Annotated in this window: 28 protein-coding genes; 16 read left to right on the top strand and 12 right to left on the bottom strand. The window is 57.5% G+C overall.

The window, feature by feature from the left end; translation table 11 throughout:
• Positions 1 to 10: 10 nt before the first annotated feature.
• Complete coding sequence (carB, locus tag GOV89_RS15420) at positions 11 to 3,355, bottom strand: carbamoyl-phosphate synthase large subunit (protein WP_171176108.1); 3,345 nt, start codon at positions 3,353 to 3,355, stop codon at positions 11 to 13.
• 178 nt (positions 3,356 to 3,533) lie between these two features.
• On the opposite strand from carB, the gene GOV89_RS15425 reads away from it, so the two are divergent.
• The 4 genes from GOV89_RS15425 (at position 3,534) to aspS (ending at position 7,786) form a co-directional block, all read left to right on the top strand.
• Positions 3,534 to 4,661, top strand: coding sequence for an aminodeoxychorismate synthase component I (locus tag GOV89_RS15425; protein WP_171235624.1), 1,128 nt, complete (start codon positions 3,534 to 3,536; stop codon positions 4,659 to 4,661).
• Positions 4,616 to 5,263, top strand: a complete 648-nt coding sequence (locus GOV89_RS15430; protein ID WP_171176097.1) for an aminotransferase class IV family protein — start codon at positions 4,616 to 4,618, stop codon at positions 5,261 to 5,263. The genes GOV89_RS15425 and GOV89_RS15430 overlap by 46 nt, the downstream gene beginning before the upstream one ends.
• The gene (locus GOV89_RS15435; RefSeq protein ID WP_348540087.1) at positions 5,260 to 5,931 is read left to right on the top strand and encodes a CPBP family intramembrane glutamic endopeptidase; all 672 of its coding nucleotides are present in this window, start codon (positions 5,260 to 5,262) and stop codon (positions 5,929 to 5,931) included. Before GOV89_RS15430 ends, GOV89_RS15435 begins: the two co-directional genes overlap by 4 nt.
• A 79-nt stretch (positions 5,932 to 6,010) precedes the next feature.
• Positions 6,011 to 7,786 (top strand): aspartate--tRNA ligase, encoded by a 1,776-nt coding sequence (gene aspS, locus GOV89_RS15440; RefSeq protein ID WP_171238540.1) that lies wholly within the window; start codon positions 6,011 to 6,013, stop codon positions 7,784 to 7,786.
• 181 nt (positions 7,787 to 7,967) lie between these two features.
• Here aspS and GOV89_RS15445 read toward each other — a convergent pair whose 3' ends face one another.
• A complete protein-coding gene (locus GOV89_RS15445) occupies positions 7,968 to 8,687 on the bottom strand; it encodes a response regulator (protein WP_171238541.1) in 720 nt (239 codons plus the stop codon).
• A gap of 135 nt (positions 8,688 to 8,822) precedes the next feature.
• Between GOV89_RS15445 and mce the strand changes: the two genes are divergently transcribed.
• Both mce and GOV89_RS15455 read left to right on the top strand, forming a co-directional pair.
• A complete protein-coding gene (gene mce, locus GOV89_RS15450; protein WP_109313240.1) occupies positions 8,823 to 9,227 on the top strand; it encodes a methylmalonyl-CoA epimerase in 405 nt (134 codons plus the stop codon).
• A gap of 25 nt (positions 9,228 to 9,252) precedes the next feature.
• Complete coding sequence (locus tag GOV89_RS15455; RefSeq protein WP_171091626.1) at positions 9,253 to 9,525, top strand: DUF1467 family protein; 273 nt, start codon at positions 9,253 to 9,255, stop codon at positions 9,523 to 9,525.
• Positions 9,526 to 9,532: 7 nt separating this feature from the next.
• Here the strand turns inward: GOV89_RS15455 and GOV89_RS15460 are convergent, their stop codons facing one another.
• Positions 9,533 to 10,231 carry an EI24 domain-containing protein gene (locus tag GOV89_RS15460; protein WP_171176090.1) on the bottom strand — a complete coding sequence of 233 codons (699 nt, stop codon included), beginning with the start codon at positions 10,229 to 10,231 and terminating at the stop codon, positions 9,533 to 9,535.
• Positions 10,228 to 10,806 carry a nitroreductase family protein gene (locus tag GOV89_RS15465; RefSeq protein WP_171238542.1) on the bottom strand — a complete coding sequence of 193 codons (579 nt, stop codon included), beginning with the start codon at positions 10,804 to 10,806 and terminating at the stop codon, positions 10,228 to 10,230. The genes GOV89_RS15460 and GOV89_RS15465 overlap by 4 nt, the downstream gene beginning before the upstream one ends.
• A 105-nt stretch (positions 10,807 to 10,911) precedes the next feature.
• Here GOV89_RS15465 and GOV89_RS15470 point away from each other — a divergent pair, with 105 nt between their 5' ends.
• Positions 10,912 to 11,217, top strand: coding sequence for a DUF167 domain-containing protein (locus GOV89_RS15470; RefSeq protein ID WP_253284466.1), 306 nt, complete (start codon positions 10,912 to 10,914; stop codon positions 11,215 to 11,217).
• On the opposite strand, the gene GOV89_RS15475 is transcribed toward GOV89_RS15470, so the two are convergent.
• Positions 11,205 to 11,453: a hypothetical protein gene (locus GOV89_RS15475; RefSeq protein WP_050604775.1), complete on the bottom strand. Its 249-nt coding sequence runs from the start codon at positions 11,451 to 11,453 to the stop codon at positions 11,205 to 11,207. The genes GOV89_RS15470 and GOV89_RS15475 overlap by 13 nt on opposite strands.
• Before the next feature lie 121 nt (positions 11,454 to 11,574).
• On the opposite strand from GOV89_RS15475, the gene GOV89_RS15480 reads away from it, so the two are divergent.
• From GOV89_RS15480 to GOV89_RS15500, 5 genes are all read left to right on the top strand, one after another.
• On the top strand, positions 11,575 to 12,282 hold the full coding sequence (locus GOV89_RS15480) for a M48 family metallopeptidase (RefSeq protein WP_171238543.1): 708 nt from the start codon (positions 11,575 to 11,577) through the stop codon (positions 12,280 to 12,282).
• Positions 12,279 to 12,647, top strand: coding sequence for a YigZ family protein (locus GOV89_RS15485; protein WP_171176084.1), 369 nt, complete (start codon positions 12,279 to 12,281; stop codon positions 12,645 to 12,647). The genes GOV89_RS15480 and GOV89_RS15485 overlap by 4 nt, the downstream gene beginning before the upstream one ends.
• Before the next feature lie 71 nt (positions 12,648 to 12,718).
• A complete protein-coding gene (locus tag GOV89_RS15490; protein ID WP_171176082.1) occupies positions 12,719 to 12,970 on the top strand; it encodes a DUF6455 family protein in 252 nt (83 codons plus the stop codon).
• Between the two features lie 15 nt (positions 12,971 to 12,985).
• Positions 12,986 to 13,255 (top strand): DUF6455 family protein, encoded by a 270-nt coding sequence (locus tag GOV89_RS15495; protein ID WP_171238544.1) that lies wholly within the window; start codon positions 12,986 to 12,988, stop codon positions 13,253 to 13,255.
• Positions 13,252 to 13,515 (top strand): DUF6455 family protein, encoded by a 264-nt coding sequence (locus GOV89_RS15500; RefSeq protein WP_254451537.1) that lies wholly within the window; start codon positions 13,252 to 13,254, stop codon positions 13,513 to 13,515. The genes GOV89_RS15495 and GOV89_RS15500 overlap by 4 nt, the downstream gene beginning before the upstream one ends.
• On the opposite strand, the gene GOV89_RS15505 is transcribed toward GOV89_RS15500, so the two are convergent.
• Entirely contained in the window at positions 13,516 to 13,758 is a 243-nt protein-coding gene (locus tag GOV89_RS15505) for a CDGSH iron-sulfur domain-containing protein (RefSeq protein ID WP_171235633.1), read from the bottom strand.
• 228 nt (positions 13,759 to 13,986) lie between these two features.
• On the opposite strand from GOV89_RS15505, the gene GOV89_RS15510 reads away from it, so the two are divergent.
• Positions 13,987 to 14,175 (top strand): hypothetical protein, encoded by a 189-nt coding sequence (locus GOV89_RS15510; RefSeq protein ID WP_170346096.1) that lies wholly within the window; start codon positions 13,987 to 13,989, stop codon positions 14,173 to 14,175.
• A gap of 123 nt (positions 14,176 to 14,298) precedes the next feature.
• Here the strand turns inward: GOV89_RS15510 and GOV89_RS15515 are convergent, their stop codons facing one another.
• Entirely contained in the window at positions 14,299 to 14,649 is a 351-nt protein-coding gene (locus GOV89_RS15515) for a hypothetical protein (RefSeq protein ID WP_171238545.1), read from the bottom strand.
• A gap of 112 nt (positions 14,650 to 14,761) precedes the next feature.
• Positions 14,762 to 16,150 (bottom strand): 30S ribosomal protein S12 methylthiotransferase RimO, encoded by a 1,389-nt coding sequence (gene rimO / locus GOV89_RS15520; RefSeq protein ID WP_171238546.1) that lies wholly within the window; start codon positions 16,148 to 16,150, stop codon positions 14,762 to 14,764.
• Positions 16,151 to 16,245: 95 nt separating this feature from the next.
• On the opposite strand from rimO, the gene GOV89_RS15525 reads away from it, so the two are divergent.
• Complete coding sequence (locus GOV89_RS15525) at positions 16,246 to 18,201, top strand: AsmA family protein (protein WP_171238547.1); 1,956 nt, start codon at positions 16,246 to 16,248, stop codon at positions 18,199 to 18,201.
• Between the two features lie 43 nt (positions 18,202 to 18,244).
• Here GOV89_RS15525 and GOV89_RS15530 read toward each other — a convergent pair whose 3' ends face one another.
• Genes GOV89_RS15530 through GOV89_RS15545 form a run of 4 tightly spaced genes read right to left on the bottom strand, consistent with a single transcriptional unit; the run spans position 18,245 to position 22,816 of the window.
• On the bottom strand, positions 18,245 to 19,741 hold the full coding sequence (locus GOV89_RS15530; RefSeq protein WP_171238548.1) for a phosphomannomutase/phosphoglucomutase: 1,497 nt from the start codon (positions 19,739 to 19,741) through the stop codon (positions 18,245 to 18,247).
• A gap of 15 nt (positions 19,742 to 19,756) precedes the next feature.
• Complete coding sequence (gene kdsA, locus GOV89_RS15535) at positions 19,757 to 20,590, bottom strand: 3-deoxy-8-phosphooctulonate synthase (RefSeq protein WP_171176058.1); 834 nt, start codon at positions 20,588 to 20,590, stop codon at positions 19,757 to 19,759.
• Between the two features lie 5 nt (positions 20,591 to 20,595).
• The gene (locus GOV89_RS15540) at positions 20,596 to 22,179 is read right to left on the bottom strand and encodes a capsule biosynthesis protein (RefSeq protein ID WP_171238549.1); all 1,584 of its coding nucleotides are present in this window, start codon (positions 22,177 to 22,179) and stop codon (positions 20,596 to 20,598) included.
• On the bottom strand, positions 22,157 to 22,816 hold the full coding sequence (locus tag GOV89_RS15545; RefSeq protein ID WP_171176054.1) for an ABC transporter ATP-binding protein: 660 nt from the start codon (positions 22,814 to 22,816) through the stop codon (positions 22,157 to 22,159). The genes GOV89_RS15540 and GOV89_RS15545 overlap by 23 nt, the downstream gene beginning before the upstream one ends.
• 215 nt (positions 22,817 to 23,031) lie before the next feature.
• Between GOV89_RS15545 and GOV89_RS15550 the strand changes: the two genes are divergently transcribed.
• Together GOV89_RS15550 and GOV89_RS15555 are read left to right on the top strand one after the other, a co-directional pair.
• Positions 23,032 to 23,619, top strand: a complete 588-nt coding sequence (locus tag GOV89_RS15550; RefSeq protein WP_171176053.1) for a uracil-DNA glycosylase family protein — start codon at positions 23,032 to 23,034, stop codon at positions 23,617 to 23,619.
• On the top strand, positions 23,612 to 24,400 hold the full coding sequence (locus GOV89_RS15555) for an SseB family protein (RefSeq protein WP_171176051.1): 789 nt from the start codon (positions 23,612 to 23,614) through the stop codon (positions 24,398 to 24,400). Before GOV89_RS15550 ends, GOV89_RS15555 begins: the two co-directional genes overlap by 8 nt.
• Positions 24,401 to 24,412 lie beyond the last annotated feature (12 nt).

The following is a 24,412-nucleotide window of genomic DNA, read 5'->3' on the forward strand; positions in this document are numbered from 1 at the left end:
CAGGGCAGTTTCAGCCCTGCAGCGACTTTACCTCTACATCCCCTTCGGCCTGCGCCTTGATCGCAAGCGCAGCGGCGTTCGCTCCGGCGGCGGTGGTGAAATAAGGGATCTTGTCATATAGCGCGATGGACCGGATGGCCTTGCTGTCTTCGACCGCCTGCGCGCCTTCGGTGGTGTTCATCACCAACTGCACCTGACCGTCTTTCAGCATGTCCACAACGTCCGGGCGGCCTTCGTAGACCTTGTTCACAACGTCACAGGCAACGCCTTGCTCGTCCAGCCAGCTTTGGGTGCCACGCGTGGCCACCAGGGTAAAGCCCTGATCCACCAGAACCTGCGCCGCTTCCTGCATGGCGTAGCCCTTGTCGGCATCCTTGATTGAAATGAACGCACGGCCCGACGACGGCAGCACCATCCCCGCGCCCATCTGCGCCTTCAGGAAAGCGCGCGGGAAGTCGCGGTCCCAGCCCATGACTTCACCGGTCGAACGCATTTCCGGGCCCAAAATGGTGTCTACGCCAGGGAAGCGAGCGAAGGGCATCACAGCCTCTTTCACCGAGAACCACGGCATATCCGGGTCGGCCAGCGTCATCTGGTCGGCGATCTTGGTGTCCTGACCTTCCTTGTAGGCAGGGCGCATCGGGAAGTTGGCCAGTTTCTCACCTGCCATGACGCGCGCTGCGATCGAGGCAATCGCGCTGTCGGTCGCCTTGGCGACAAATGGCACGGTGCGTGAAGCGCGCGGGTTCACTTCGATCAGATAGATCTCATCGTCTTTGATCGCGAACTGCACATTCATCAGACCAACAACGTTCAACGCTTTGGCCAGCTTGAACGCCTGATCCTTGATCTGGTCGATAATCTCTTTGGACAGCGAATAGGGCGGCAGTGAACAGGCGGAGTCACCCGAGTGAACGCCTGCCTCTTCGATGTGCTGCATGATGCCGGCGACGTGGACGTCAGTACCGTCGCACAGCGCGTCGACATCCAGCTCCACCGCGCCAGCCAGATAACTGTCGAGCAGAACGGGGCTGTCACCCGAAACCACTACGGCCTCGTTGATGTACCGTTTCAGCTGATCCATATCGCGGACGATTTCCATCGCTCGGCCACCCAAGACATAAGAGGGGCGAATGACCAGTGGGAAGCCGATTTCTTCAGCGATATCGAGCGCTTGTTCGTCAGTCGCCGCGATGCCGTTCTTGGGCTGCTTCAGGCCCAGTTCGTTGACCAGCGCCTGGAACCGTTCGCGGTCTTCGGCCAGGTCGATGGCGTCCGGGGTGGTGCCAAGAATCGGAATACCTTCAGCCTCAAGCGCGTTCGCCAGTTTTAGCGGGGTTTGACCACCGAACTGAACGATCACACCGTGCAGCGTGCCGTTTTCCTGCTCTTTGGTCAGGATTTCCATGACGTGCTCAAACGTCAGAGGCTCGAAATACAGACGGTCCGAGGTGTCATAGTCGGTCGAGACCGTCTCGGGGTTGCAGTTGACCATGATGGTTTCATAGCCCGCCTCGGTCAGCGCGAAACAGGCGTGACAACAGCAATAATCGAACTCGATACCCTGACCGATACGGTTCGGGCCGCCGCCGAGAATGACGACCTTTTTACGGTCGCTCGGGCGAGCTTCGCATTCGACCTCGCCCATCATCGGGGCCTCATAGGTCGAGTACATGTAAGGCGTCTGAGCTTCGAATTCGGCGGCGCAGGTGTCGATGCGTTTGAACACGGCGTTGACGCCCAGATTGCGGCGGGCGCGGCGGACGTTGTCTTCGTCACGGCCGGTCAGATTGCCCAAACGGGCATCGGTGAAGCCCAGCATTTTCAGCTTGCGGATACCGTCTTCGGTGACGGGCAGGCCGTCCCTGCGAACCTGACGCTCGGCGTCAATGATCTCGCGGATGCGGGCCAAGAACCAGGGGTCGAATTTGGTCACACCGAAAATCTCGTCGTCAGTCAGACCATGACGCATCGCTTGTGCAATGGTGCGCAGACGGTCTGGCGTTTGCTGGCTGATCGCCTTGATCACAGCGGCTTTGTCGTCGGCTTCCTCCCACACGCCCACGTTCAGGCCGGGGATTTCGATCTCGTCAAAGCCTGTCAGGCCTGATTCCATCGAAGCCAGCGCCTTTTGCATCGATTCGTGGATGGTGCGACCGATGGACATCGCTTCACCCACCGATTTCATGGCGGTGGTCAGGTAGGGCTCGGACCCCGGGAACTTCTCGAACGCGAATTTCGGGATCTTGGTAACGACATAGTCGATTGTCGGCTCGAACGACGCTGGCGTAACCTTGGTGATGTCATTGTCCAACTCGTCCAGAGTATATCCGACGGCCAGCTTCGCGGCGATCTTGGCAATCGGGAAACCGGTTGCCTTGGACGCCAGCGCCGAAGAGCGTGACACGCGCGGGTTCATCTCGATTACGACCATGCGGCCGTCATCAGGGTTGATCGCCCATTGCACGTTCGACCCGCCGGTCTCGACCCCAATCTCGCGCAGAACGGCGATCGAGCCGTTGCGCATGATCTGGTATTCCTTGTCGGTCAGCGTCAGGGCAGGGGCCACGGTGATCGAGTCACCGGTATGCACACCCATCGGATCGACGTTTTCGATGGAGCAAACGATGATGGCGTTGTCAGCGGTGTCGCGCACCACCTCCATCTCATACTCTTTCCAGCCCAGTAGGCTTTCATCGACAAGAATTTGGTTCACCGGCGAGGCGTCCATGCCCGAACGGCAGAAATGGATGTAATCCTCGCGGTTATAGGCCACACCGCCACCTGTGCCGCCCAAGGTAAAGGCAGGGCGGATGATCGCGGGCAAGCCGATCTCTTCCAGCTCGTCCAGCGCCATTTGCACACCTGCCTCCAGATCGGCAGAACCGTCTTCTTTCTTAGGTGCGGTCACGATCGTCGCTTTGGGGTTCTCAAGACCCAGCCGGTCCATTGCCTCGCGGAACAGTTTGCGGTCTTCGGCCATTTCGATGGCGTCACGCTTGGCGCCGATCATCTCGACACCAAACTTGTCCAGCACACCCATCTCTTCCAGTGCGAGCGATGTGTTCAGGCCGGTCTGACCACCCATGGTGGGCAGCAGAGCATCAGGGCGTTCCTTTTCGATGATCTTAGCGACAACTTCGGGGGTGATCGGTTCGATATAGGTGGCATCTGCCAGACCGGGATCGGTCATGATCGTCGCAGGGTTCGAATTCACCAGAATGACCCGGTAGCCTTCCTCGCGCAGGGCTTTACACGCCTGAGCGCCGGAGTAGTCGAATTCGCAGGCCTGGCCGATAACAATGGGGCCCGCCCCGATGATCATGATCGACTGGATGTCGGTTCTTCTCGGCATTGGCCTTGTTCCTTCGATTGTCCGCGAGTCAGGGCACCGCCCCAGTGCCCAAATTGTCCTGCGTTATAGGGACCGCGCAAAAAGGTTCAAGGGGTATCGGAAACAGGGGCGAAATTGCCGCTTTCCCCTCTTTCACTTGGCGGAGTATCCTCTATACGGCCCCTTACGGCAATTGAGGATGCAAGTGCGTATTCGTTTCGATCAGGGACCGGCCGGGCGTGGCACCCGGTTTCAGCGCCCGTCTCAGATCATCCGCGCGGATGTGGCGGAAGAGGTGCCCCAGGCTCTGGCGGCGCTGGATGAGGCGCGCGTGAACGGTGCCTGGGTGGCGGGCTATGCGAGCTATGAGCTTGGTTACGCGTTGGAACCCCGGCTGCTGAACCTGTTGCCCAAGGACCGCCGTCTGCCTTTGCTGTGCTTTGGGGTGTACGACGCGCCGGATCGCGCAGCGTTGCCAATGTCCAGCGGCGAGGTCAGCGACTTTCAACCGCGCTGGGATGAGGCGCGCTATACTCAGGCATTCCGCGCCGTGCACGATGCTATCGGCGCAGGCGATATCTATCAGGCCAACCTGACCTTTCCCATTGACCTGACGGTTTCAGGCGAAAGTGAATCGCTTTATGCGGCGCTGGTCGCCGGGCAACCGGTGGGGCATGGCGCGCTGGTGCAGCAGGACGGGTTGCCGGATCTGCTCAGCCGGTCGCCCGAACTGTTCTTCCGCACGGACGAAGGTGGCAAGATTGAAACCCGTCCGATGAAGGGCACACAGCCGCGCAGCGATGACCTGGAAGAAGACGCACTGCGTCGGGCCTTTCTGACCTCGGATGAAAAGAACCGTGCCGAGAATCTGATGATCGTTGATCTGCTGCGCAACGATATCAGCCGCGTGGCGCTTCCCGGATCGGTGCATGTGCCCGAGCTGTTCAAGGTCGAGACCTACGCCACTGTGCACCAGATGGTCTCTCTGGTGCGTGCTCAGTTGCACAAATACGTGGGGCTGGGTGAGATTCTGACAGCGTTGTTCCCGTGCGGATCGATTACAGGCGCCCCCAAGATACGCGCGATGGAAATTCTGGCCGAGCTGGAACCCTGGCCGCGAGACATCTATTGTGGCACCATTGGATGGGCCGCGCCGGATGGCCGGTCCGAGTTCAACGTGGCCATCCGCACCCTGATGCTTGAGGATGATCGCGCCACGCTGAATGTGGGTGGTGGCCTCGTTTGGGACAGTACTGCCCCTTCAGAATACGAGGAGGCGCTATGGAAAGCCCGCTTTGCCCGGCAAATGAGCCTGATTTCCGCCTGATCGAAACCCTGGCCTTCCGGCCAGACGAGGGATTCGTGCGGCAGGGCCGCCATCTGGCTCGTATGGCCCGCACGGCACGGGTCTTTGGGTTTCCTTTTGACTTGGAAGAAGCCGTAGCCGCGCTGACCGCCGCAAAAGGCGAAACCGCGCTGCGCTGCCGATTGACGCTGGACTCTGCTGGTGCGTTTGACTTGACCATTGGTGCCTTGGCTGAGAATCCACCGGTTTGGCGCGTGGCCGTATCCGAGAACCGTTTGGCGTCCAACGACCTTTGGTTGCGGCACAAGACCACCCACCGTGCGCTTTACGACTCGGCACGGGCGGCTCTGCCGGCAGGTATAGATGAGTTGCTGTTCCTGAACGAACTAGGCGAGCTGTGCGAGGGGACGATCACGAACCTGTTTGCCAAGATGCCCGATGGTCGGTTCCAGACACCTACGCTGTCCTGCGGGCTGTTGCCGGGCATTTTGCGCGAAGAACTGCTGGATAAAGAAACAGTGACCGAGGCCGTGCTGACCTTGACCGACCTGAAAAACGCGCAAACTGTTTATGTAGGCAATTCATTGCGCGGGCTGATCCGGGTGGAGCTGATAGACACGTGACTAAAGACAGCACGATGATCGGACCGCCGGTTGCGCTGCCGCGGCTGAGGCTGGAATTTGGCCTTTTCTATATCGGACTGCCACTGTTGATTGCCGTACTCTTTCCGCCTAACTGGATGTTTCCGGCGCTGTTCGCGCTGACCGGGCTGGGCATCGTTTTGCTGCATCAGACACCTGGCTTTCACTGGGCCGAACTGCGTTATGAATGGGCCAATTGGTCTTTGCGCGAGGTGTTGCTGTTCACCGTAGTAGTGACGGTTTTCTGCGTAGGGCTAATCCAGATGACGCGCCCGGACGCCGCGTTTTTCTTGGCAATCCATCGGCCTGATATGCTGGCCTTCATCTGGGTTGGCTATCCGCTTTTGTCGGCTTTGCCGCAAGAGCTGTTGTTCCGCCCTCTGTTCTTTCGCCGGTACCACGCGATCCTGCCAAAGGGGCGCGCGGCCTATCTGCTGAATGCGGCGATATTCTCGTTCGCGCATCTTATGTATTGGAGCTGGATTGTTGCCTTCATGACCTTAGCGGGCGGGCTTCTGTTTACATGGGCTTACCGGCAGCGCGGCTCATTCTTCTACGCAGTTCTGCTGCACGCGATTGCGGGCAATATCATCTTTGCGGTTGGGCTGGGTGTCTATTTCTACTCGGGCAACGTGCAAAGGCCGTTTTGACGAGGCGACCCGCCTTGACTTTCCGGGCCTGACAGGGTGTATCGGCGCGACGAATTCTGCGCCCGAAGGGATATGATCCATGCACGCCTATCGCAGCCACACCTGCGCCGCTCTGACCGCCGCAAATGTCGGTGAAACTGTCCGCCTGTCCGGATGGGTGCATCGGGTTCGAGATCACGGCGGCGTGCTGTTCATCGACCTGCGCGACCATTTCGGGGTAACTCAGGTTCTGTGCGACGGCGACAGCGCGGCCTTTGCCGAGCTGGAGAAGGTCCGGTCCGAGTGGTGTATTCGCATTGATGGCACCGTCAAGGCGCGCGATGTCGAATTGGTGAACCCGAAACTGCCGACCGGTGAGATCGAGGTTTACGTGCGAGAGCTAGAGGTTCTGGGTGCGGCCGACGAACTGCCGCTGATGGTGTTTGGCGATCAGGAATACCCCGAGGAAACGCGCCTGCGCTATCGCTATCTGGACCTGCGCCGCGAGGCGATGCAGCGCAACATGACCCTGCGTTCGGATGTTGTGGCATCCATGCGTAAACGTATGTGGGATCAGGGCTTCCGCGAGTATCAGACGCCGATCATCACTGCATCCTCGCCCGAAGGCGCGCGTGACTTTCTGGTACCGTCGCGTCTGCATCCCGGCAAATTCTACGCCCTGCCGCAGGCCCCGCAGCAGTTCAAACAGCTGATCATGGTGTCGGGTTTCGACAAGTATTTCCAGATCGCGCCCTGCTTCCGTGACGAAGACCCGCGCGCAGACCGCTCGCCCACCGATTTCTACCAGCTGGATCTTGAGATGTCCTTTGTCGAGCAGCAGGATGTGTTCGACACGATCCAGCCCGTTCTGACCGGCGTGTTTGAAGAGTTCGGAGGCGGCCGCAAAGTCGATCAGGAGTGGCCGCAGATTTCCTACAAGGACGCAGCGCTGTGGTACGGCACCGACAAGCCCGACCTGCGGAACCCCATTAAAATGCAAGTGGTCTCGGACCACTTCCGCGGGTCTGGTTTTGCAATCTTCGCAAAACTGTTGGAGCAGGACGGCACCGAAATCCGCGCCATCCCCGCGCCGACCGGCGGCAGCCGTAAATTCTGTGACCGCATGAACGCGTTCGCCCAGAAAGAGGGTCTGCCGGGGATGGGGTATATCTTCTGGCGCGATCAGGGCGAAGGCATGGAAGCCGCTGGTCCTCTGGCCAAGAACATCGGCCCCGAGCGTACAGAAGCGATCCGTCAGCAACTGGGTTTAGGCGTGGGCGATGCCGCGTTCTTCCTGGGTGGCAAGCCGAAAGCCTTCGAAAAGGTCGCTGGCAAAGCGCGCGATGTGATCGGTGAAGAACTGAACCTGACCGAGAAAGACCGCTTTGCTTTTGCCTGGATCGTGGATTTCCCGATCTACGAGCAGGACGAAGAAACCGGCGCGATCGATTTTGAACATAACCCGTTCTCGATGCCGCAGGGTGGCATGGATGCGCTGAATGGTGATCCTCTGGACGTGCGCGGATACCAGTACGATCTGGCCTGTAACGGGTACGAGCTGGTGTCCGGCGCGATCCGGAACCACAAGCCTGAAATCATGCTGAAAGCCTTTGAACTGGCGGGGTACGGCGAGGATGAGGTCAAATCCCGCTTCGGCGCTCTGTTCAACGCTTTCCACTACGGCGCACCGCCGCACGGTGGCTGTGCTGCGGGCATTGACCGGATTGTCATGCTGTTGGCGGACGAAGCCAATATCCGCGAAGTCATGATGTTCCCGATGAACCAGCGTGCCGAAGATCTGATGATGGATGCGCCCTCTGATCCTACTTCGGATCAGTTGATGGAGCTTGGTCTACGCATTATCCCTCAGGACTAAGAAAAATCGCCCGCATCAAGCGGGCGGTTTTCGTTTGGCGATTGGAAACGTTCCGTCTGTTAGTCCAGTGGGTTTTCCAGATGATCTCGGTTGACCCGAATACTGCGGGCAGCATGACGTGTCTGAAGATATGCCCAAAGGCACACGAGCGTTGCGGTTATGAAGTAGGCCGTCACCATTTTCAGATCGCCTCTCGCTGTTCCAGGCGAGACTGAACCATCCCAGCGACTTGCGCCGCCTGTACGGTAAAGGGCGCGCCGTTTGCGCGGGACCAAGCAAGTTTACGCGCAGCTTCTGCCAGAGGGTTATCCCCGGCTTCCCGTGCGACGCCCTGCAGGAATTGGGCGGCATAATCCAGAGTGTGATGGTCGTTGGGTCCTGTCAGAACATCGGCGATATGGGCCATGTCGTCCTGATAGGCCATTGGATCAGGTTCGATAACCTCATCCCGGATCGCATGTAAGCCGCTTGGTCGCCGGTCTTCGGGTAGGCGTTCCAGAATGGATTTCTGAAAATAAGCCATTGATTTGATCGGCTTGGACAAAAACCCGTCTGCTCCGGCGGCCAGAGCGCTACTTTCGTAGGTATCGTTGCCTGACAGGCCCATAATGACACCGATACGGGGTGTTGCTTCGGCCAGCTCAGAAATTAGGTCGGCCCCGCACCCATCTGGAAGGCCCATATCGATAAGTATGACCGAGGGGCGATAGATCTGAAGGTGTCGTCGGGCCGATTTCAAACAATCCGCGCGGCGAATGCGTGCACCGCTGTGCAGGCACATCAGGCGGATCGCGTCGCAAGCGTAGCGGCTGTCTTCAACAACCAAAATGGTCTGACCCAGCAAAGGCCGCGTTGCGGTGGGCGTGACGGTGGTGGTGGCAAGTAGGCCCGAATCGTCCATGGCAGCTCTCCTATCCAGCAGATGCTTCACGCTAGGAACTTCTGGCTAACACGACGTTAACGCGCGATTTGGCGCACTTGTCCTTTCACGAAACAGCCCCCATAACCCATGAAAAGCAGGACATAGGAGTGAGACATGATTGGACGCCTGAACCACGTCGCCATCGCCGTACCGGATCTTGAGGCGGCGTCCGAGCAATACCGCAATGCACTGGGCGCCAAGGTCGGCGCACCGCAAGATGAGCCGGATCACGGTGTCACGGTTGTGTTTATCGAATTGCCCAATACCAAGATCGAGCTGCTTTACCCGCTGGGTGATGACAGCCCGATAAACGGGTTTCTGGAAAAGAACCCTGCCGGCGGCATCCATCATGTGTGTTACGAGGTCGAAGACATTATCGCAGCGCGCGACCACCTGAAAGAAACAGGTGCCCGTGTTCTGGGATCAGGCGAGCCCAAGATCGGTGCGCATGGCAAGCCCGTGCTGTTCCTGCATCCCAAGGATTTCAACGGCTGCCTCGTCGAGCTGGAGCAGGTGTAACACCCCAAACCCCGGAGGGTTTGAAATGACCATTACTGCCGCACTTGTACTTTTCGCAGTCATCTGGTTTCTGACGCTGCTGATCGTTCTGCCCGTTCGCATAAAAACACAAGGCGATCTGGGTGATATTGTCCCTGGCACCCATGCTGGCGCGCCGGAAGTGCACCACATGAAGAAAAAGATGTGGATCACAACCGGCATTTCCGTGGTTTTGTGGGCCATCATTGCGGGTATTATTTTATCGGGATTGATCTCGGTCCGGGATTTCGACTGGTTGAACCAGCTAGAGCCCCGCTGACCCAATGTCAGGCCCTTGGGCCTGACACCGCGTGATAAATGTGGGTGAACGTGGCTGCACCTATAATTGGAATCACCAGATTGACCAGCGGTACGGACAGTGGAATTGCCATCAAGGTGCCTGCCACCCAGATGGTTGTTGCATGTTTGGCACGTAGCTTGCGCGCTCCGTCGCGCCCGACCCTGCGAATAGCGGCCAGCGTGAAATACTCTCGACCCAGCAGGAACCCGTTCATCGCCCAGAAGATAAAGGGCGCGAGCGGTGTGAAAATTGCATAGAGGATCAGCGCCAGCAGGTTGGCGACAATGAGCACGCCAAGAAAGCTGAGACCGTCAAGTACCGCCTCCGACACCGGAATACGCCGTGCGGGCTGCAGGGATGGAAAATGCTTGTCCTCGACCGCCTGTGCCACCTCATCCAGAAAAATCGAGGTGATCGCCGAGGCCACAGGTACCATCAGGAAAACCGGCAGAATCAGGACCAATACGATGCCGGAATAATTCAAAACGTCGTTCAGCCAGGGCACAGCGCCGATGAAGGGCAGGGAAATTTCATTTCCGGACAACCAGTTGATCAACCAGATCGCCCCAGCGCAGGCGGCAATCAGGAGCAGGATCGTCAAACCAACGCCGCGCAGCAGAACACCCCGGAACTTCGGATCGCCGATCTGTCCGAGTGCGTTGAAAAAGGCATTCAGGATGATCATTCGGTGATCCATTCCGTCAAAGCAGCCACGTCGGGTCGGGGACGTTCGGGCGGTACCGATCCTTCGGTCGCGATATGGATCAGCCCGGCCACACGTTCATTCTCGGCAAGTCCAAAGGCTTCAGCGCAGAAGTCGCGGTCATGCGTTTGCCAGCCAGACAGCCAGTTTGCGCCCCAACCTGCCGCCAGCGCAGCATTCAGCAGGGCCAGACAGACTGCGCCAGCCGAATAGGTTTGCTCAATAGCGGGGATTTTTTCGGACGGTTTTTGCACTTCAATCACGGCCACCGCCAAGTGCCCCATATCAAACTGGCTGCGTGCCTTGGCGATGTCTTCGCTGCTTTTGCCCAGCTTTTGACCACACGCCTCGGTCATTGCCGCCAGGCGTGACATGGCACCTTTTTCCAAAACGACAAAGCGCCAGGGCTCAAGTTTGCCATGATCGGGGCTGCGCGCGGCGGCGGTCAGCAGAGGCAGCAGTTCGTCCCGTGTCGGGGCCGGTGCAATCAGTGTTTTGGCGGGCCGGGACCGGCGCGCCTGTAAAAACTCCAGAGCGGCGGGGTTCTTCAGGGACATATGTTAACCTTCTTTACATCACGACGTTGTATGTTGGTCGGCAACTCGCCTGTTTCAAGGGTGCGCCGATGCGTTGCGTGGATCATTTTCATTCTGGTGCCCGTCATGCAAGACTTTGAAGAAAAAGGGATGACAATGGCGAAATCCAACCTGCGTGACTTGCCTGATCTCAAGTCGCTCGCACAGGCCGGGGCAACATTGAACGTGAAGGTGACGCCCAAGGCAGCGCGGGATCGGGTGATCAGCGAAGATGATCAGATCAGGGTATTCGTGACCGCTGCGCCCGAGCACGGCAAAGCCAACCAGGCGGTTCTGCAGTTGCTTGCCAGCTGTCTTGGCGCTGCGCCTTCAACGTTGAGACTGCAACAGGGGCAGACCGCGCGCAATAAGGTCTTTGTCTATGACCCCTGAGGTCCGGTTTCGCGAATCTGATAAACGCCTTCGGGCAAGTCCAGCGCGGCAGCTAGGTCACGTACCTGTTCCGGTGACAGCGTGATCTTTTGAACCTGTTCGGTGCGTGGATCCAGCTGCTCCAGCGTGACACATTCAGCGAAATTGTTGATCACGACATCTTCCTGCAAAGGTTTCTCACCTTCGTCCACAAGCGTAATGACCGTCGAGTCGAATTCATGCTCAATCGAAAACATGTGACCACAGTGCAAGCCACCGGGATGCAATGCAAGCCGTTCCTTCCGCTGTGGGCTGTGGCATCGGCTGAAGGGGCATACTATGTTGAAATGACGGCCCGAATGGCCCAAAGGAAACACCATGCGCAGATGCTTTGTTTTACTGTTGTCCCTGCTGCTTGCGGCCTGTGCGCAGGATACACTGCGTGTGCAAACATCCGAAGATTGGCTGAGGGACGAGCCTGGTTCCCGTGCCGAGGTTCAGACCTTTCAGCAGGTCAGTCAGGCCATCGGCGCCGAGGCGCGTAATCAATGCCTAAAGCAACCCGGACGAAAGAATTGCGAGTTCAGGATATTTGTTGATCTTAACCCGCGCGCGCAGGCCAACGCGTTCCAAACACTCGATGAGAATGGGCAGCCGGTAATCATCTTCACTCAGTCTATGATCCGATCCGCGCAAAACGCCGATGAACTTGCCTTTGTTATGGGCCACGAAGCGGCCCATCACGTGCTGGGGCATATCGCCCGGCAAAGCGAAAACGCCAGCGCCAGCGCCGCGGAGTTTGGCAGGCGCGAGCGATTGCGCGGCGGCGATGCAGCGGCCATAGAAGCGGCGCAAAAGCAGGGGGCCAAGGTCGGCATTCAGGCTTACGTGAAGGATTTCGAGCTAGAGGCAGACCAGTTGGGTACGATCATAACCTATAATGCTGGGTATAATCCTCTGATTGGGGCAAAGTTCTTTGAACGAATTCCAGATCCCGGCGACACGTTCCTAGGAACCCACCCGCCAAATGCACAGCGTGTTCAGATTGTGATCGAAACCGCGGCAAAGCTGGGCCTGACACAATGACCGATCTTGTGCGTTTGGGGATGATCTTGACAGACCGAGGCTCGAAATATGCGGTTTCAGGGGCGCCCGTGGCATCTCGGGCTGAAATCGATGCCGTGCTGGATGACCTGAAGTCGGACAAAAGCTATGCCAAGGCAACCCACAACACCTGGGCGGCAACTCTGCCGACCGGTGCGCTCAAGGCAGATGATGGGGAAAGCGGGGCTGGAATGGTGATCCTGCGTATGATCGAACGGGCAGGCCTGCAGAACCACGTGATCATCGTCACGCGGTGGTATGGCGGCAAGAAGCTGGGCGGGGATCGATTTCGCCGGGTTCAGGATGCCACCCGGGCCTATCTGGATCACATCGGCGTCCAATCTTGACCTGTGTCAATGTTTCAAGGTGCAATTCCACTACCCTTTTTGGCAAAGCGCGAAAGGGAAAGGAAAACACCATGCCCACTCGAAACACCTTGAGGCTGCACGCCGGTTTGGTGGACGATATGGCCAGAATGCTGGACATCGACCTTGAAGAAGCGGCCATTGGCGGTTCGGTTTCCGTGGATCAGATTTCCGAAGCAGTCCTAAGATGCACCGACTGCCCAAACCCGCAACACTGCCGGTCTCTGTTGAGCCAGGCCACAACCGCGCGGCGGGCGCCCGAATACTGCCGAAACCAGGAATTGCTCCATAAACTCATGCCTTAACCCGGAGGTCATGCCATGTCACGTCTGGGCAACATCATGACTCATTTGCGGCTTGTGCTGCGGATGGGGCAAGCCACCGGCACAGACCTGGTCGGGGCTTATCGCAAGGGCCATCTGAACCACGAAGAATGGGCTGAGATCGTACAACAATGCCGTGGCTGTGCTTGGGCGCATGATTGCCCAGAGTGGCTGGAGCAGCGGGACCAAGTCGATCAAGCGCCTAGTACCTGCCCTAACCGGGACCGATTCGCTGCACTGAAAGCGCAGCAATTGGAGGACGCATGATGGCACAGGTTCCCTTGGGTGAGATTGAAAAGCACTTTTGGCTGACGCGATCTGTCTCGCGATGCATGGGCATTTCACTGACCGAGGCAATGGCGGACGGTCGCCTGACGCCAGAAGGTTATTCGGAACTTGTCACAAGGTGCCGGGCTTCAAATTGCGAGGGCCAATGTGCATTGTGGCTGGCCGAGCAGCAGATGCTGGCCAACAGCGCCCCGGATTTTTGTGCAAATGCCAACACCTTGAATGGTTTGAAAACCTGATCACAGCTTACTGTGGCTGCCGTCGCACAAAGGTCGTTTCGCGCTGTGTTTGCAGCCGCAAAAGAAGACCTTTTTACTGGTATCCGCCGTATATTTCACGGGTTCAAACGCACTGCCCTTGTGGGATCCATCACAAAACGGTTGTCGAGAAGACTTTCCACATGAGCACCAAAAATAGGTCTTCCCTTCGACAACCTCGACCGGAATCGGCGATTTCTGGGCAATGCTTGGGGCGTCTGACATGTGGCTTCTCCGTCTTTGGCTGATGTTGTGACACACTTTAGAGCAGTGCAGTCAAAAAGGTAGGTTCGACCCAGTAAATTGCTTTTCCTAAAGGCAAAACTGGCATGGAATCGCCCTGACTCACAAAGTCGTGATCGATTCAGTTGCCAGATCGAGGTTCTACCCGTATTCTGAATACGGCCCCGAAAAGTTGGGCAATATCAGAAAAGTAATAGAGGATTGACGGACATGAAACTGAAACTCGCTGCCGTTGGCGCATTTGCTCTGATCCTGACTGCCTGCGCGCAGCAGGAAGAACCGACACCTGTATACGTCCAGCCCAGCTATGACAAAGCCGGCACCCCCAGCTGCCCAGGTGGGTATGAGCTGGCGACAACCGAAGCAGGCCAGACTGTCTGTAACCCGGTTACTCAATAAGCTATTCGCAGGCGGTCCAAGACCGGGCCGCCTGCACCATTTTGCATTTGCCGCCGCCTTTCATGGCGGCTTTTTCTTGCCTGTATCTACCGATATGCCTGTTGGCGCGCGTTTCGCGGTGGGTCAGTACTTCTTGAAACGGTAGGGGTATTTGAACCGATGCGGTTTTAATTTGTGCCGCTTGATCGACGTGTAGGGAATATGCCCGAACACGCGCCGCTTTGGTGTGTAGTTGCCAAGGGTTGGTCGTGATCTTTTGCGATGAACCTTGGGGCGTACCTTGGCTTTTGGGGCCAGGTAATACCGCTTGATCTTGATTTGACCGTGTTTGTGCAAGCTTGGTTGCTTGCCGCCTGCCGCGATGAAGCTCATTGATCCGACATAAATGGCCTGCGCATAACCGGGCGTCGCCAAAAACTGCGTAGCCAACAGAAAAACCACGCTGTTTAAGCTAAGTCTAAAGGCAGAAGACATGAAAACCTCCGTATTTGGCTTTCCGTCTAAGATCGGGCGTGGCGGCGTATTAGGCCAATAAACTCACTTCACGCTTTGCCCATGTGGCGTGTGACTACTGAGGTTTCAGGGGTTACACAGGTTTCCCCCACAAATCGTATTCCCCGGCTTCGTCCACTTCGACTGTGACAATGTCCCCTGGTTTGAGGTCTTCGAAACCTTCGTCAATGAACAAGTTTCCGTCGATCTCTGGTGCGTCTGCTTTAGTGCGGCAGGTCGCGGCCTCGCCATCGACGTCGTCCACGATCACCTGCAGCGTCTGCCCGACTTTGGCGGCTAGTTTGGCCTCGGATATCGCCTGAGCCTTTTCCATGAAACGATCCCAGCGCTCTTGCTTGATATCTGCCGGGACGTGATCGGGCAGGTCGTTCGACCGCGCGCCCTCAACATTTTCATACTGAAAGCAGCCGACGCGATCCAGTTGCGCTTCGTCCATCCAGTCCAGCAGAGTTTGGAATTCAGCTTCGGTCTCACCCGGATAACCGACAATAAAGGTCGACCGCAGGGTGATGTCCGGGCAAATCTCGCGCCAGGCCCGGATTTCGTCCAGCGTTTTGGCTGCGGCGGCCGGGCGGGCCATACGTTTCAAAACGTCTGGGTGAGCGTGCTGGAAGGGAATATCCAGATAGGGCAGCACATTGCAGCCTGCATCCGCCATCAGTGGGATCAACTCGCGCACATGCGGGTAGGGGTAAACATAATGCAGGCGCACCCATGCCTCCAACTGTCCCAACTCCCGCGCCAGATCGGTGATATGGCTGCGCAAATCGCGGTCTTTCCACGGGTTCACATCATATTTCCGGTCCAGCCCATAGGCCGATGTGTCCTGCGAGATCACCAGCAGCTCGCGCACACCGTTATCGACCAGCTTCTCCGCCTCGCGCATAACCGCATGGGCCGGGCGGCTGGCCAGTTTCCCGCGCATATCTGGGATGATGCAGAACTTGCATTTATGGTTACAGCCTTCCGAGATCTTCAGATAGCTGTAGTGGCGCGGGGTCAATTGCACGCTGCTGGCTGGAAGTAGATCGACAAAAGGATCGGGCGCGGGTGGTACCGCAACATGCACCGCATCCAATACTTGTTCGTATTGATGCGGTCCGGTGACGGCCATAATGCGGGGATGATGTTCCCGGATGTAATCCGGTTCTGCCCCCAGGCATCCTGTGACGATGACTTTACCGTTTTCGACCAGGGCCTCTCCGATCGCGTCCAGCGATTCTGCCTTGGCGCTGTCCAGAAATCCGCAGGTGTTCACAATGACGGCATCAGCCCCGGCATAATCGGGTGAAATGCCGTATCCTTCGGCGCGAAGCCGGGTCAGGATGCGTTCGCTGTCCACCAATGCCTTGGGGCAACCCAGCGACACCATGCCGATGGTCGGCTGGTCGGAACGGGGTGTCTCGGTGATCCGGGCGGCGGGCGCCAGGTCGGGGCGGAGGTTTGGCGGGTTCGTTGTCATGGCGCGGCATATAGTGGGGAACGCTTCCCCTTGCAAATGTGACGTGTGATTTGAATGATCACGGCAATGATAAGCCAAAAGGCGGAGAGCAGATTATGAAATGGCTGATGCGCATCCTTTTTGTTGTGGTCGCAGTTCTGGGCCTGGTCATCGGCGCGCTTTTGCTGATGCCGGGTGACAAACTGGGTGCGATTCTGGCCGAGCAGGTGAAGGCGCAAACCGGGCGCGACCTGACGCTGAGCGGCGACGTGCGTCTGTCCTTTTGGCCTGTGCTGGGGATGGAAACAGGTCCGGTACAGTTCGGCAACGCAAGCTGGGCAGAGTCCGGGCCGATGCTGAGCGCCGACAGTCTTGCCGTTGGCGTGGACGCCGCCGCGTTGTGGAACGGCGATCTGCGAATCAAACGTGTTTTTGCAGACAATCCCGTGTTGCGTCTGGAAACATCTGAAGGCCAGGTGAATTGGGAGTTTGGCACCTCTGCACCTGCTTCGACCACAAATAAGACCGAGTCCGCCGGGACCAACGAGGCGACAGGTGAGGTTACTTTGGATCAGCTAGAGCTGACCAACGCGCGGCTAATTTACGTTGAGAACGGCGCCACCCAGATGGATTTTTCTGGTGTGACACTGGCCGCAAGCTGGCCCGAGGTCACATCTCCCATGATCATGCAAGCCACAATGGCCGTGCCTGGCGGAGCCGTTGAAGTAGACTTGAAAATCCCGGACCTGCCTGCCTTTTCCGATGGCGACGTTACGGCGCTGGAACTGTCTTTGACTGCGCCGGGGGGCGAGATCGGGTTTGACGGGCGCGTCAATCTGGCTGGTGAAATGGACGGAACCACCAAAGTTGTGGCCCTGGACAGCGAAAGGATGTTTGCCGCATTTGGGCAGGCCGGTGTGTATATTCCACCGGGGCTGGGCCGAAAGGCCAACATCGTTGCGCACATGACCTATACGCAAGATGGGCGGATTTCTTTGTGGGATATGACCGCACAGCTGGATAACAACCGTTTCAAAAGCGAGGCGGACATCGCCATCTCGGATCCACCAAAGATCGTGGCGCGACTCGTTACAGGTGATTTTGATCTTTCGCGGATTTCTGAATCTGAACCCACCAAGGGCGGCACGTCTAAGTCGAGTGCACCTGAAGTGGACGGGTGGTCGCAAGAGCCTATTGATGCATCCGTTCTGGCGCTGGCGAACGGTAAGATCCGTCTGACTGCAAACTCGATCGCAGTTCCGGGAATGACTTTTGGCAAAAGTGATCTGACCCTGTCTTTGGACCGATCACGCGCAGTTCTGGAAATGCATCCGGCCACATTGTTTGCAGGTCAGTTGAACGGCCAGGTGGTTGCCAACAATCGCAATGGCTTGTCCGTAGGCGGCAATATCACGGCCAGCGGGATTGATCTGAAACAGGCGCTGACCACGCTTGCCGGGGTTGAACGCCTGTCCGGCTCGGCTGCGGGCAGTCTGGAGTTTCTGGGCGTTGGCCAGTCTGAGGATCAAATCATGCGCTCTCTCAGCGGTAAGGGGAATCTGGATGTCGGGTCAGGGGTGATTTCCGGATTCGATCTGGATCGGCTTATGGGGCGAGGAACCGGATCGGGCGGAACAACAGTTTTCAACAGCCTGACGGGCAGCTTCACAATGGATCAGGGTGTTCTGACGAACAATGACCTGCTGATGTCGCTGAAGAACTATCGCGCTGATGGGGCGGGCCAAGTTGGGCTCGGCGCGCGGGATATTGATTACCTTTTCACGCCCGTAGCGCTTCGGGCCAATTCCGGACAGGGTATCTCGGTGCCGGTTCGTATTGTTGGTCCGTGGAGCAACCCGTCGATCAAGCCGGACCTGACCAAGGTCATCGAGGCGGCGGCAGATGTGAAGGTCAAGGAACTGGAAGACGATGCCAAGCAGAAGGTATTTGAGAAGGTTGGGAGTGAGTTGGATACAACCATCACCGACAGCAATCAAATCGAAGATGCGCTTAAGAAGAAGCTGGAAGACGAGGCGAAGAAAGGTCTGCTCAAGCTGCTTGGCGGAGATTGAGCTTGCTTGGCTTGGAGCACGATGATGCTCCAAGCCGATACATTCAGATGGTCTGGTCGTAATCACCAACACCCGGCTCGGTTCGGATGACGGCATCGATATCGGCAAAGATCGCGCGCATCTCAGCTTCGCTTTCGCTGCTTTCGCAAACAACCACCAGATTGGGGGTGTTGGACGATGCCCGCACCAACCCCCAACTGCCGTTGTCCAGAATAACGCGCGCGCCGTTGACTGTAACAACCTCCTTGATAGCGCGGCCCGCAAAGGTTTCGCTCGCTTCGCCTTTGGCAACCAGCTTGTCGACCAAGCGCTGAAGGATATCGTATTTCTCGGTGTCAGAGGCATAAGGTGACATGGTCGGGGTTGACCAGGTTTTTGGCAGCGCTTTGCGCAGGTCCGACATGCTTTGATCCGGGTTGCGGTCCATTAGCTTGCAGATCTCGACCGCCACGCGCATACCGCAGTCATAGCCACGCCCAACGGGCTCGGCCAGAAAGTAGTGGCCGGACTTTTCGAACCCGGCCAATGCGCCAATTTCTTTAACGCGTCGTTTCATGTGGCTGTGGCCGGTTTTCCAGTAATCCGCTTTGACATCCAAAGCCTTCAATTCGGGGTCACTGGCAAACAAGCCGGTGGATTTCACATCCGCGACAAAAGTCGATCCCGGATACAGCTTGGCCAGATCGCGGGCCATGATCACGCCCACCTTGTCTGCGAAAATCTCTTCACCCTCGTCATCGACGACACCGCAACGGTCGCCGTCCCCGTCAAACCCAAGCGCCAGATCGGCACCGCTGGATTTCACCCTGGCGGACATGTCGTGCAACATCTCCATCGCTTCGGGGTTCGGGTTGTAATGAGGGAAGGTATAGTCCAGCCGGTTGTGGCTGGGTACGACCTCGACCCCGATCCGCTCGAAAATCTCAGGCGCAAAGGCCGAGGCGGTGCCATTACCAGTGGCACAGACCACCTTCAGCGGGCGGGACATTTTGAAATCACCGACGAGGTCATCGATGTAAGCTTCCTTCACGCCTTCGACGAATTCGTATGATCCACCTTCGTGCTGTTGGCCTTCACCGTTCAGCACGATATCGCGCAGTTCCGACATTTCGTCCGGGCCATGGGTCAGAGGGCGATCAAAACCCATTTTCACACCGGTCCAGCCGTTTGGGTTGTGGCTGGCCGTGACCATCGCAACGGCAGGCACATCAAGATGAAACTGCGCGAAATAAGCCATCGGGCTGAGCGCGGGGCCAATATCCTTAACGCGGATACCGGCCTGCATCAGGCCAAGGATCAAAGCATTTTTGATCGCCAACGAATAATCGCGATAGTCGTTGCCAACGGCGATCACGGGCTCAATGCCGCGCCTGCGTATCTGGGTGCCCAGCCCTAAGCCCAGTGCAGTCATGCCGGGCAAGTTGATCTCTTCGGGGTATTTCCAGCGGGCATCATATTCGCGAAACCCGGTGGGTTTGATCATCGCGTCGCGCAGAAAGCTCCAGGTGTTGGGTGTCACCTCGGGGAGGGGTTTGGTCATAACAGGTCTCAATCGTTAAATCTGAATAGGATTCGCTTTGGCCAGCGCATCAAAACGCATCAATGTGTCAATAAGTTGGGGCATTTGGTCCAATGGGATCATGTTTGGGCCGTCAGACGGCGCTGTGTCAGGTTCTTGATGCGTTTCAATAAAAACTGCGCCAATTCCCAATGAAACAGCCGCCCGGGCCATCACGGGCGCGAACTCGCGCTGTCCGCCGGACGAACCGCCTTTTCCACCGGGTTGCTGGACCGAATGGGTCGCATCCATGACAACCGGATAGCCGGTTTTTGCCATTTGGGGCAGGCCGCGCATGTCTGCGACCAAGGTGTTGTATCCAAACGACGTGCCACGCTCGGTCAGCAGAATGTTCTGGTTTCCCGTGCTTTCGACCTTGTCGACGATATTCGTCATCTCCCAAGGGGCCAGGAATTGACCTTTCTTGACATTGACGGCCCTGCCGGTTTCACCAGCGGCCAGCAGCATGTCTGTCTGACGGCACAGGAAGGCTGGGATTTGCAGGACGTCCACCGCCTCGGCGGCGATAGCGCATTGTGCTTCGGTGTGAACATCTGTCAGGACCGGGATGCCCATCGTTTTGCGAATGTCATCCAGAACCTGCAGGCCCGCATCGATTCCCATGCCACGCTTGCCTGACAGTGACGTCCGGTTCGCTTTGTCATAAGACGCCTTGAACACATATTGCGCCCCAGCCGCATCACAGGCTTCTTTCATCTTGCCCGCAATCATTTGCGCGTGGTCTGCCGTTTCAAGCTGGCAGGGGCCTGCGATGATGGTCAGCGGAAGGTCATTGCCGACTGTCAGGTCGGAGATTTTTACATGTTTCATGGGTCTTATGAGGATACCTGTTCACGAAGGACCGACGCGGTAAGCGAGATCATCAGGTAGATACCAGCAAATAACAGGAATGCCAAAATCGTATTTTCGAACTTGCGCGGATAGGTGGGTTCCTGACTGGGAATAGGGTTCACCGAAACGGTCAGGTACCGAACTTGCCGGTTGGCTTCGGATCGGGTCGATTCCATTTGCTGCATTGCCGTTTGCAGCATCATGTCACGGGCGGCCAGATCAGCCTGGGCGATCTGTATGCGCACGCTCAGCCTTGCCAGCGAGTTTTCGCCGGCTGAGGCATCCAGCATTTCGGCATTCAGGTCTTCCAGCACTTTTTCCAACCGGGCGATATCGGCCTCAACCCCGTCAACTTTGGCTTTGTTTGGTCGAAGGTTGTCCAGCAGGGCGGCAAGCTCAAGCTCTTTGTCTTGAACCAATATTTCGATTTCGGTAATTCGGCTTCTCAGGCTGGCGATCACGTTTTCTGGGTCCAGAACCGCGCCCTGAAGCTGAAGCTCAATCAGTTCTTCCTGCGCTTGTTTGCGCGCCTCCTGCGCGGACTCAAAGCTTTGGATGGCGTCGCGCATCTGGTCTTCGCGCTTTTTCCCAGACAGCGCGTTCACCCGGTTTTCCGCATAGGAGATCAAACGTTCCGAAAACTCGGTAGAGGTTTGTGGATCCGGGGCGGCGACTTCCATCCGGATGACCCCTTCTGTTGGGTCATAGCCGATGGTGATCATACGTTTGAACAGTTTGTATGCGTCTTCCAACGAGGCATCGGGCGCCAGTCTCTGGATCGGGTCGATCCAATCTTGTTTGAAGACATCAGAAAATCCTGCGTCCTGATCCAGCAGCAGCAGCGCCTCTTTCGATTCAAGGAAAGACTGTACCGAAATCGAATCCTGTGTTGTGGCAAACTGGGTTCCCGCCAACAAGCCGCCGACGCTGCCTGGCCCGCCATCGGCCTGTAGGATCAAAAACTCGGAATCGCTGGCGTACATCGGAGTAGCGATGCGGTAGAAATAGAAGCCCACGACAAAGGTCGGCAGAAAAACAAAAACGGCCAGACGCGCAAATAAGGCAAACAGCTTGCGCCGACGTCTGCGGGCAATGTCTTTCTGTATTTCCCCAATCTCAAGGTTGCGGCGTTCAGTGGGGCTGAGCTCGGGTCCGGGTAGGTTGGATTTTTCCGCGCCTACGGCCTGCGGCAGTTTTATACTGACCTTGTCTTTGGCGTTCTTGTTCTCGTTCTGAGCAGAGGGCTTGGCCGCAGCAAGATCCAGAAGATTTGTGCGTTGGAAAGGGTCGATGCCTTTCTGACGCAGCAGGCGCACGGCATCGTAATCCGAGGTCGCAGCCAGCCCATGTTTCTGCGCCAGCCTGCGCGCGATGCGCAATTGTCGGCCAGTCAGGCCCTCACGTTTGATGTCGTCCAGCTGCGCGCCCGGCTGGGCTTCATCTACAGAAGGCTGGCCTTGCGTTGCATTGCGAATGCGCGAGATCGCATCGGCCCGCGCCTCAGCCGAACCTTCGCTTGGCCGGTTGCGGTGCCCGCTATACTTTCTAACCTTGGGATTCGTAGTCATATAGCTGCTTAGCCTCTTCCAAGGATTCAAACATGTACAATTGACCGTTCAGCAAAACGGCGGCTTGCTGGGCAAACTTTTCCAACACAGACGAGCTGTGCGAAACGATGACCAGCGTTGTGGTCCTTAGTTTTTCTTTCAGGATTGATCCGGCCTTTTCGTTGAATTCGACATCCGTCGACGCAGGCATCCCTTCGTCGATCAGATACATGTCGAAATCCAGCGCCAGCATCAGTGAAAAGGTGAACCGGGATCGCATCCCGGCAGAATAGGTCGCAAGCGGCTGATCGAAATACTCACCCAACCCGCAGAGCCATTTGCAATAGGCTTCGACATAGTCCGGGTCCATGCCATAGATCTTGGCGATATAGCGCGCGTTCTCCAGCGCGGACAGTTTTCCCGACACACCACCGGTGAACCCCATGGGAAACGACACACGACATTCGCGACGGATCACGCCTTCGTCAGGTTTTTCCAAACCGGCCATCATGTTGATCAGCGTGGTTTTTCCGGTGCCGTTCGGGGCCAGAACGCCCAGCGACGTACCCAGTTCGACCCGGAACGAGACCTGATCCAGAATCACCTTGCGGCGTGTTCCGGTCCAGAAGGACTTGCTGACATTGTCGAATTCTAACATTCGGGGCCTGCTGCTCGTGTTCCGTGGCGTTGCCGTTCTTTGAGACGGCTGCAAAGGGTTATTTTTACCAATCCATGTTGGCTACATTATGTCGAATTATGAAACAAATGATCAATGCATTGCGGTAAAACCTGTGACAACTGCATTGGCGGTGTGGCTGGTGGACCCTATGTTCCCCATCGTGACACTTGGGCCGCAAGAGGTTTTGAATTCCGATGGACAGCCTTGCCGAGGAAATTCGCGCTTGCCGACTGTGTGCTGATAAGTTTGCGCAGACTGAAACAGCCCATGAACCCCGCCCGGTTGTTTGGTTCCGCGTTGGTACGCCCATTTTGATCGCAGGGCAGGCCCCAGGTGCGAAAGTGCACGAGTCGGGGCGGCCCTTTACTGATCCGTCAGGTGACAGGCTTCGGCAATGGTTGGGGATTGATGAGACGATCTTCTATGATCGTGACCGCGTGTCGATTGTACCTATGGCGTTCTGCTTTCCCGGTTACGATGCACGCAGCGCGGACCTTCCGCCGCCCGCCGTGTGCCGAAAGACCTGGCATGATCGGGTGATGAGCGTTTTGGGCCAGGTGCCGCTGACCGTTTTGGTTGGTGGTCATGCGCACAAGTATCACCTTGGTGCGCGAGGTTCGGTCACAAGCACCGTGCAAGGCTGGCAGGACCATGCGCCGCGGGTCTTTGCCTTGCCACATCCGTCCTGGCGCAATACGGCATGGTTGAAGAAAAACCCGTGGTTCGAGACCGAGCTTTTGCCGGTTCTGCGCGCGCGGGTCCAAGAGGTGTTGAATGACTGAAACCACGGCGTTGGACGCAGCACATGCCGCGATGCAGGCGGATCCGCGAAACGATGCCGCCCGGCTACGTTTCTTTGAGCGGCTTGCCGACAGCGAGCTGTTCCTGATGCTGACCGAGGAAGCGAAGGACGAGAATATCTCGCCCGAATTGTTCGACGTAGCGGATGGGCGCTATGTGCTGGCCTTTGACCGAGAGGAACGGTTGGCGCAGTTCGCAGGTCGCCCTGTACCTTACGTGGCGCTTTCAGGGCGGGTGCTTTCCGGGATGCTGGCAGGGCAGGTGATTGGGCTGGGCCTGAACCTGGAAACCGCGCCTTCATCGATGCTGGTGCCGGCAGAGGCATTGGAGTGGCTGGCCGAAACGCTGCAACACGATCCACAAGAGGTCGAGGAAAAGCTGGCTGAATTCATGCCGCCGTCTGGCTTGCCCGATACTTTGCTGACCGCCTTGGATGCCAAACTGGCAACCGCGGGCGGGCTGGCGCGCGCCGCCTATTTGGTTGCAACCAAGTCAGAGGCCGGCGCACAGGGGCATATGTTGGGCTTTGTCGATGCAGTTGACGGGGCCGAGGCCGCGTTGGCCAAGGCCGCGTCCGAGGCGCTGACCTTTTCCGGGATCGAGGCTGGTGCAATGGATGTTGGTTTTTTCGCGGCCAGTGCGCCCACTGCCGCGTTGCTGGCCAAAGTGGGGCTTCGGTTTGATCTGCCTCAGCCGCAGGTGGCTGAGCCGATGCGGGAAGCCCCCGGCAGCAACCCTGACAACCCGCCAATTCTGAAGTAACCGACAAGACGC

Origin of the sequence: Ruegeria sp. HKCCA5763 (genome assembly GCF_013034545.1) — a bacterium.
In the GTDB taxonomy this organism is placed as follows: Bacteria; Pseudomonadota; Alphaproteobacteria; order Rhodobacterales; family Rhodobacteraceae; genus Ruegeria.